We start from the raw sequence: 7,174 nt of genomic DNA on the forward strand, positions 1-7,174 counted from the left end.
ATAAAGAAGACGAGGTGTTGATATGCAGCAACGAAAATCTTTAGCGATTTCTATTTCATATCGATTAGATTTTTTTAAGCAGTACAAATTTCTTTCACAACATAAACCTCAGCATATTTTGTTAGAAAGTGGGCGTGGGGGACGTTACAGTATTGTTGGGCTTGATCCTGTAGCGGTGATTCAAGGAAAGAATGAAACATTATATATAAGGGAAAGTGGAAAGGGAACAATAAAAAAGGGGAACCCTTTACACTTGATGCAGCAGTATATGGAGCAGTGGAAAACGGATCATAATCCGGAATATCCTCCGTTTCAAGGTGGTGCGATCGGCTACTTTAGCTATGATTGCATCCGGTATATTGAGAAGATTCCTTCTCTTGCAGAAGATGATGTGGATGTACCTGATATATTCTTTTTATTATTTGATGATGTGTTTGTGTATGATCAAAAAGAACAAATGCTATGGATTATTACGCATTATATAGATGAACGAGAAGAAGCAGAGCGACGTTTAGATGAATGGAAGAATCTTTGGTTACAAGAAGCGCCGGAAGTAACGATGCCGTTTGAGTGTCCTGAAAAGATGAACGAAGCAGTTTCTTTTACAGAAGAGGGCTTTATGGGAGCTGTTCAGCGTATTCAACAATATATTGGAGCTGGAGATGTGTTTCAAGTGAATCTGTCGACAAGACAAGAAAAAACACTGCAAACGCATCCGCTTGAGATTTATACGAAGCTTCGTGACATTAACCCATCACCATATATGGGGTATTTGGAACTTGGAGATTTCCAAATTGTCAGTGGTTCACCTGAATTGTTAATTAAAAAGCAAGGGAATGAAGTGAGTACTCGTCCAATTGCTGGTACGCGTTCTCGTGGGAAAAATGAACAAGAAGATGAAAGTCTGGCAAAAGATTTAATTGAAAATGAAAAAGAACGTGCAGAACACGTTATGCTTGTCGATTTAGAACGGAATGATTTAGGGCGTGTTTGTAAGTATGGGACCGTGGAAGTTGATGAATTTATGGTCATTGAAAAATACTCACATGTTATGCATATTGTCTCTAATGTTCGCGGTGAAGTGGAACAAGATAAGGATGCTTTTGATTTAGTGAAAGCTGTATTTCCAGGAGGGACGATTACCGGCGCACCGAAAATTCGTACGATGGAAATTATAGAAGAATTAGAACCTGTCCGCCGAGGGATTTATACGGGTTCAATTGGATGGATTGGGTATTCAGGAGATATGGAACTGAATATTGTCATCCGTACACTTCTTGCTAAAGGTGGACAAGCATATGTGCAAGCTGGAGCAGGAATTGTGATTGATTCGAATCCAAAAAATGAATATGAAGAGTCATTAAAGAAAGCAATCGCCCTGTGGCGTGCAAAAGAAAGCAGCGAAGAAACGGTTAGGTGAGAGAAATGATATTGATGATTGATAATTATGATTCCTTTACGTTTAATTTAGTGCAGTTTCTTGGGGAGCTTGGACAAGAGCTTGTTGTCAAACGCAATGATGGAATTACAATTTCGGATATTGAACAGATGAAACCGGATTTCTTAATGATCTCGCCGGGACCGTGTAGTCCGAATGAGGCTGGCGTAAGTATGGATGTCATCCGTCATTTTGCAGGAAAAATTCCGATTTTCGGTGTGTGCCTAGGGCATCAATCGATCGCACAAGTATTCGGAGGAGATGTTGTTCGTGCAGAACGCTTAATGCACGGCAAAACGTCACTAATGCACCATGATGGAAAAAAAATTTTTGCTAATATTCCGAATCCCTTTACGGCTACGAGATATCATTCTCTTATCGTAAAAAAAGAAACATTACCAGAATGTTTAGAAGTAACATCTTGGACAGAAGAAGGAGAGATTATGGCGCTTCGTCATAAATCATTGCCGATTGAAGGAGTACAATTCCATCCCGAGTCTATTATGACTTCTCATGGGAAGGAATTACTACAAAACTTCATTCGCAGTTATAGCCCGAGTGTAGCATCATGTTAATTTATGTGAACGGTTCATTTGTAGAAGCGAGTGAGGCGAAAATTTCTCCGTATGATCATGGATACTTATATGGACTAGGTGTATTTGAAACATTTCGCATTTACAATGGACATCCCTTTTTATTAGATGATCATTATGAGCGTTTAATGGCCGCTCTTTCTACACTGCATATTCAATGGGAGATGACGAGAGATGATGTGCTTCATATCTTGCAAGAATTGCTTGTCAGAAATGGGTTGGATCATGCGTATATTCGCTTTAATGTGTCTGCAGGTGCAGGGGAAATAGGTTTACAAACAGAAGCGTATGAACATCCTTCTGTTATAGTATTTATAAAACCATTACCGTCTCCAGGTGTGAGTGTAGAGAAAGAAGGCGTTATTTTACAGCAAACACGCAATACACCAGAAGGAGCGTTTCGTTTAAAATCCCATCATTATTTAAATAATATTTTAGGTAAACGTGAAATTGGAAATACAACGAGTAAGGAAGGGATTTTCTTTACTGAGGCAGGATATGTAGCGGAGGGTGTTGTTTCCAATCTTTTTTTTGTGAAAGATAGAGTATTGAATACACCGTCACTCGAAACAGGGATTTTAAATGGAATCACTCGTGCTTTTATCATAAGGGCTGTTGGAACATTAAATATACAAATAGAAGAGGGATTCTTTACAAAAGAGGAGTTACTTTCGGCAGATGAGGTGTTTGTCACAAATTCTATTCAAGAAATCGTGCCACTTCGTTGTATGGAAGGGGTGAACTTCCCTGGTAAGGATGGCGAAATGACAAAGCGTCTTATGCGGATATATGAAATGCATAGAGAAAGTCTTTGGAGCCGAAATGAATTACTAAGAGGAGATGTGTAACATGAAGTGGGATTATGATCTACGCTGCGGCGAATATACATTAAACTTAAATGAAAAAACATTGATTATGGGTATTTTAAACGTTACACCGGATTCTTTCTCAGATGGTGGACATTATGATGAAGTTGAATCAGCTGTGCAACATGCAAAAGAAATGGCGCGTGCAGGTGCTGATATAATTGATATTGGCGGGGAATCGACTCGTCCTGGTTTTGCAAAAGTATCAGTGGAACAGGAATTAGGACGTGTAATTCCGATGATTCAAGCTGTTTCAAGAGAAGTGAAATTACCGATTTCTATCGATACGTATAAAGCGGAAGTTGCAAGGCAAGCAATTGAAGCTGGAGCTCATGTTATTAATGATGTTTGGGGAGCGAAAGCAGAACCAAAAATTGCAGAAGTAGCAGCGCATTATAATGTGCCGATCATTTTAATGCATAACCGTGATAATACAAATTATCGCAATCTCATGGCAGATATGATTGCGGATTTATATGAGAGTGTTAAAATTGCAAAAGGTGCAGGTGTACGTGATGAAAATATTATCTTAGACCCAGGTATCGGTTTTGCGAAGACGCCCGAACAAAATTTAGAAGCGATGCGTAATTTAGAAAAACTAAATGTGTTGGGCTATCCAGTTCTTCTTGCAACTTCGAGAAAATCATTTATCGGTCATGTTTTAGATTTACCGGTAGAAGAACGTGTAGAGGGCACAGGCGCATCGGTATGTCTTGGTATTGAAAAGGGCTGCGAAATGGTCCGTGTCCATGATGTGAAAGAAATGGCACGTATGGCAAAGATGATGGATGCGATGATTGGCAAGGGGGAAAAGTGATTGGATAAAATTTATATCCATGATATGGAGTTTTACGGTTATCATGGTGTATTTCCAGAAGAGAATAAATTAGGGCAGCGTTTTAAAGTAGATTTAACGGTTGAATTGGATTTGAAGCAAGCGGGGGAAAGTGATAACCTAGAGCATTCGGTAAATTATGGAGAGCTCTTTGAAGTTTGTAGACAAATTGTAGAGGGTCAAACATACAAGCTTGTAGAAAGTATTGCAGAAAATATTGCGGCGCAGATTTTACAGCAGTATGAAAGCATTTTGCGTTGTACAGTAAAGGTTGTTAAACCGGATCCGCCAATACCAGGACATTACCGTGCTGTAGCGGTAGAAATTATGAGAGAACGCTCATGAGTAATATTGTTTACGTTGCGTTAGGATCAAATATTGGTGACCGTTATAAGTATTTATTACAAGCGATTGAACTGTTAAATAAAAATCCTTATATTCATGTGGAAGATATATCCTCTGTATATGAAACGGACCCGGTTGGATATACAGAGCAAGATTGTTTTTTAAATATAGTCATAAAAATTTCTACCAATTTATTGCCGCAAGAATTATTGAAAGTAACGCAAAAGATTGAGGTTGATCTAGGAAGAAAAAGGGAAATTAGATGGGGACCCCGGACCATTGACCTTGACATTTTACTCTATAATCAAGAAAATATTGAAGCAGAGAATCTTATTGTTCCGCATCCGCGGATGTTCGAAAGAGCTTTTGTTATCGTTCCGTTGTTAGAAATTAATCAAGAAATAAAGCAAAACATTTCACGTTCACAAGTAGAAGAAATGAAAAGGCGAGAGGGAGTAACGGTATGGAAGCAGAAAAATGGGGAAGACGCATTCGTGCTTTTCGGAAGCTGAAAGGTTATACGCAAGAAGGTTTCGCAAAAGAATTAGGGGTATCTGTATCTGTTTTAGGTGAAGTTGAGAGAGGGAATCGAGCTCCTTCTCAAGATTTTGTAGTGGAAGTTGCTAAAACATTAAATGTTTCAATAGACGAATTAATGCCAAAGTGAGGATAAAGAAGGGAGGCAGCCGAGTGTTAAAGATTGCAAATGTTGAAATGAAAAATCCAGTCGTACTAGCACCGATGGCGGGCGTGTGTAACTCTGCATTCCGTTTAACAGTAAAAGAATTTGGTGCAGGTTTAGTATGTGCTGAAATGGTAAGTGATAAGGCGATTTTATTTAATAACCAAAAAACATTAGATATGTTATATATCGATGAAAGAGAGAAACCATTAAGCTTACAAATTTTTGGTGGTGAAAAAGAAACACTTGTCGGAGCGGCAAAATATGTAGATAAAAATACAACAGCGGATATTATTGATATTAATATGGGTTGTCCGGTTCCGAAAATCACAAAGTGTGATGCGGGTGCAAAGTGGCTTTTAGATCCGAATAAAGTATATGAAATGGTGGCAGCAGTTGTAGACGCGGTTGAAAAGCCGGTTACAGTTAAGATGCGTATCGGCTGGGATGAAGATCATATTTTCGCAATTGAAAATGCTAGAGCTGTTGAACGTGCTGGCGGTCAAGCGGTGGCGGTTCATGGTCGTACACGTGTTCAAATGTATGAAGGAAAAGCAGATTGGGACATTATCAAGCAAGTAAAACAGTCTGTAAATATTCCTGTTATCGGAAACGGTGATGTAGAAACGCCTCAAGATGCGAAACGTATGCTTGATGAAGTTGGTGTGGATGGCGTTATGATTGGCCGAGCAGCTCTTGGTAATCCGTGGATGATTTATCGTACGGTAAAATATTTAGAAACAGGAGAATTAATGCCGGATCCAACAGTGCGTGAGAAAATGGATGTATGTATGCTGCACTTAGATCGTCTTATTGACTTGAAGAATGAGGATATTGCGGTGAGAGAGATGAGAAAGCATGCAGCTTGGTATTTAAAAGGTGTCCGTGGTAACGCGAGAGTGCGTAATGAGATTAATGGTTGTAATACGCGTGCCGATCTTGCTTCTTTATTAAATTCATTTGTAGAAGAAGTGGAAGCGAAACAAAAAACAATTCATGTTGGATAAGGAGCGGGAGTAGGAGTGTGTTTGACATTCCTTCTCTCACTACCTATAATTACGTGAAAGAAAGAAGAACTGCCAGTGTGTTGCTGGCAGTTTTTCTAGTTGACTAGAAAATGATATACTGTATATATTGTAAAAATTAATAGAGCTGGAGTGATATCAATACCATGGATAACATGAACCACGAAGAATTAAATGACCAATTGCTCGTTCGTCGCGAGAAGTTACATAACTTACGTGAACAAGGGATCGATCCATTTGGTAAACGTTTTGAACGTACAAATTCAACAACAGAATTAGTAAGCTTGTACGGAGAATTTTCTAAAGAAGAATTAGAAGAGAAAGAAATCCCTGTTTCTATTGCTGGCCGTATTATGACGAAGCGTGGTAAAGGGAAGGCGGGCTTCGCGCATATTCAAGACTTACATGGACAAGTTCAAATTTACGTTCGTAAAGATGCTGTTGGAGATGACCAGTATGAACTATTTACTACAGCTGACTTAGGTGACTTAATAGGGATTGAAGGGAAAGTGTTCAAAACGAAAGTAGGAGAGCTTTCAGTAAAAGCGACAAGCTTTACGTTATTAACAAAATCTCTTCGTCCACTTCCAGATAAATATCATGGATTAAAAGATGTTGAACAACGTTACCGTCAACGTTACTTAGATTTAATTACAAGTATGGAAAGCCGCGAGACATTCGTTACTCGTAGTAAAATCATTCGTGAAATGAGAAGATACTTAGATGATAACGGCTATCTTGAAGTAGAAACACCAATGATGCATGCAATTGCTGGTGGGGCATCTGCTCGTCCGTTTATTACGCACCATAATGCGTTAGATATGGAACTTTATATGCGTATTGCGATTGAGTTACATTTAAAACGCCTTATTGTGGGTGGTTTAGAGAAAGTATATGAAATCGGCCGCGTATTCCGTAATGAAGGTGTATCGACACGCCATAACCCAGAGTTTACAATGATTGAATTATATGAAGCGTATGCTGACTATAAAGATATTATGAAACTAACAGAAAATATGGTTGCTCATATTGCGAAAAAGGTATTAGGTACAACGACAATCCAATATGGTGAACAAGAAATTAATTTAGAACCAGAATGGGCGCGTCTTCACATGGTAGATGCAATTAAGCAATATTCTGGAGCTGACTTCTGGAATCCAATGAGTGTAGAAGAAGCACGCGCGTTAGCGAAAGAGCATGGTGTGGAGATTAAAGATACAATGGAAGTTGGTCATATTATTAATGAATTCTTCGAACAGAAAGTAGAAGAAAACTTAATTCAACCTACATTTATCTATGGTCACCCAGTGGAAATTTCTCCTCTTGCGAAAAAGAATGATGAAGATCCACGCTTTACGGATCGTTTCGAATTATTCATTGTTGCACGTGA

9 protein-coding genes (1 of these 9 running past the window's edge) are annotated in these 7,174 nt (G+C 38.8%); all 9 read left to right on the forward strand.

Annotated features, from left to right (window positions below):
- Positions 1-22 precede the first annotated feature (22 nt).
- Entirely contained in the window at positions 23-1,420 is a 1,398-nt protein-coding gene (gene trpE / locus QRE67_RS00390) for an anthranilate synthase component I (protein ID WP_286123070.1), read from the forward strand.
- Between the two features lie 5 nt (positions 1,421-1,425).
- On the forward strand, positions 1,426-2,013 hold the full coding sequence (gene pabA, locus QRE67_RS00395) for an aminodeoxychorismate/anthranilate synthase component II (protein WP_286123071.1): 588 nt from the start codon (positions 1,426-1,428) through the stop codon (positions 2,011-2,013).
- Positions 2,007-2,879, forward strand: coding sequence for an aminodeoxychorismate lyase (gene pabC, locus QRE67_RS00400; protein ID WP_286123072.1), 873 nt, complete (start codon positions 2,007-2,009; stop codon positions 2,877-2,879). Before pabA ends, pabC begins: the two co-directional genes overlap by 7 nt.
- 1 nt (position 2,880) lies before the next feature.
- Positions 2,881-3,714, forward strand: coding sequence for a dihydropteroate synthase (gene folP, locus QRE67_RS00405; protein WP_483298656.1), 834 nt, complete (start codon positions 2,881-2,883; stop codon positions 3,712-3,714).
- Entirely contained in the window at positions 3,715-4,077 is a 363-nt protein-coding gene (gene folB / locus QRE67_RS00410) for a dihydroneopterin aldolase (protein ID WP_286123074.1), read from the forward strand. It begins immediately after the preceding gene.
- Positions 4,074-4,589: a 2-amino-4-hydroxy-6-hydroxymethyldihydropteridine diphosphokinase gene (gene folK, locus QRE67_RS00415; RefSeq protein ID WP_286123075.1), complete on the forward strand. Its 516-nt coding sequence runs from the start codon at positions 4,074-4,076 to the stop codon at positions 4,587-4,589. The genes folB and folK overlap by 4 nt, the downstream gene beginning before the upstream one ends.
- A complete protein-coding gene (locus QRE67_RS00420) occupies positions 4,541-4,744 on the forward strand; it encodes a helix-turn-helix domain-containing protein (protein ID WP_286123076.1) in 204 nt (67 codons plus the stop codon). Before folK ends, QRE67_RS00420 begins: the two co-directional genes overlap by 49 nt.
- A 23-nt stretch (positions 4,745-4,767) precedes the next feature.
- Complete coding sequence (gene dusB, locus QRE67_RS00425; protein WP_286123077.1) at positions 4,768-5,766, forward strand: tRNA dihydrouridine synthase DusB; 999 nt, start codon at positions 4,768-4,770, stop codon at positions 5,764-5,766.
- Between the two features lie 164 nt (positions 5,767-5,930).
- On the forward strand, positions 5,931-7,174 hold the 5' portion of the coding sequence (lysS, locus tag QRE67_RS00430; protein WP_286123078.1) for a lysine--tRNA ligase. 256 nt of this gene lie beyond the right edge of the window; the window shows 1,244 of its 1,500 coding nt (coding positions 1-1,244); the start codon lies at positions 5,931-5,933; its stop codon lies off the right edge, out of view.

The organism is Bacillus sp. DX3.1 (assembly GCF_030292155.1).
GTDB lineage: Bacteria > Bacillota > Bacilli > Bacillales > Bacillaceae_G > Bacillus_A.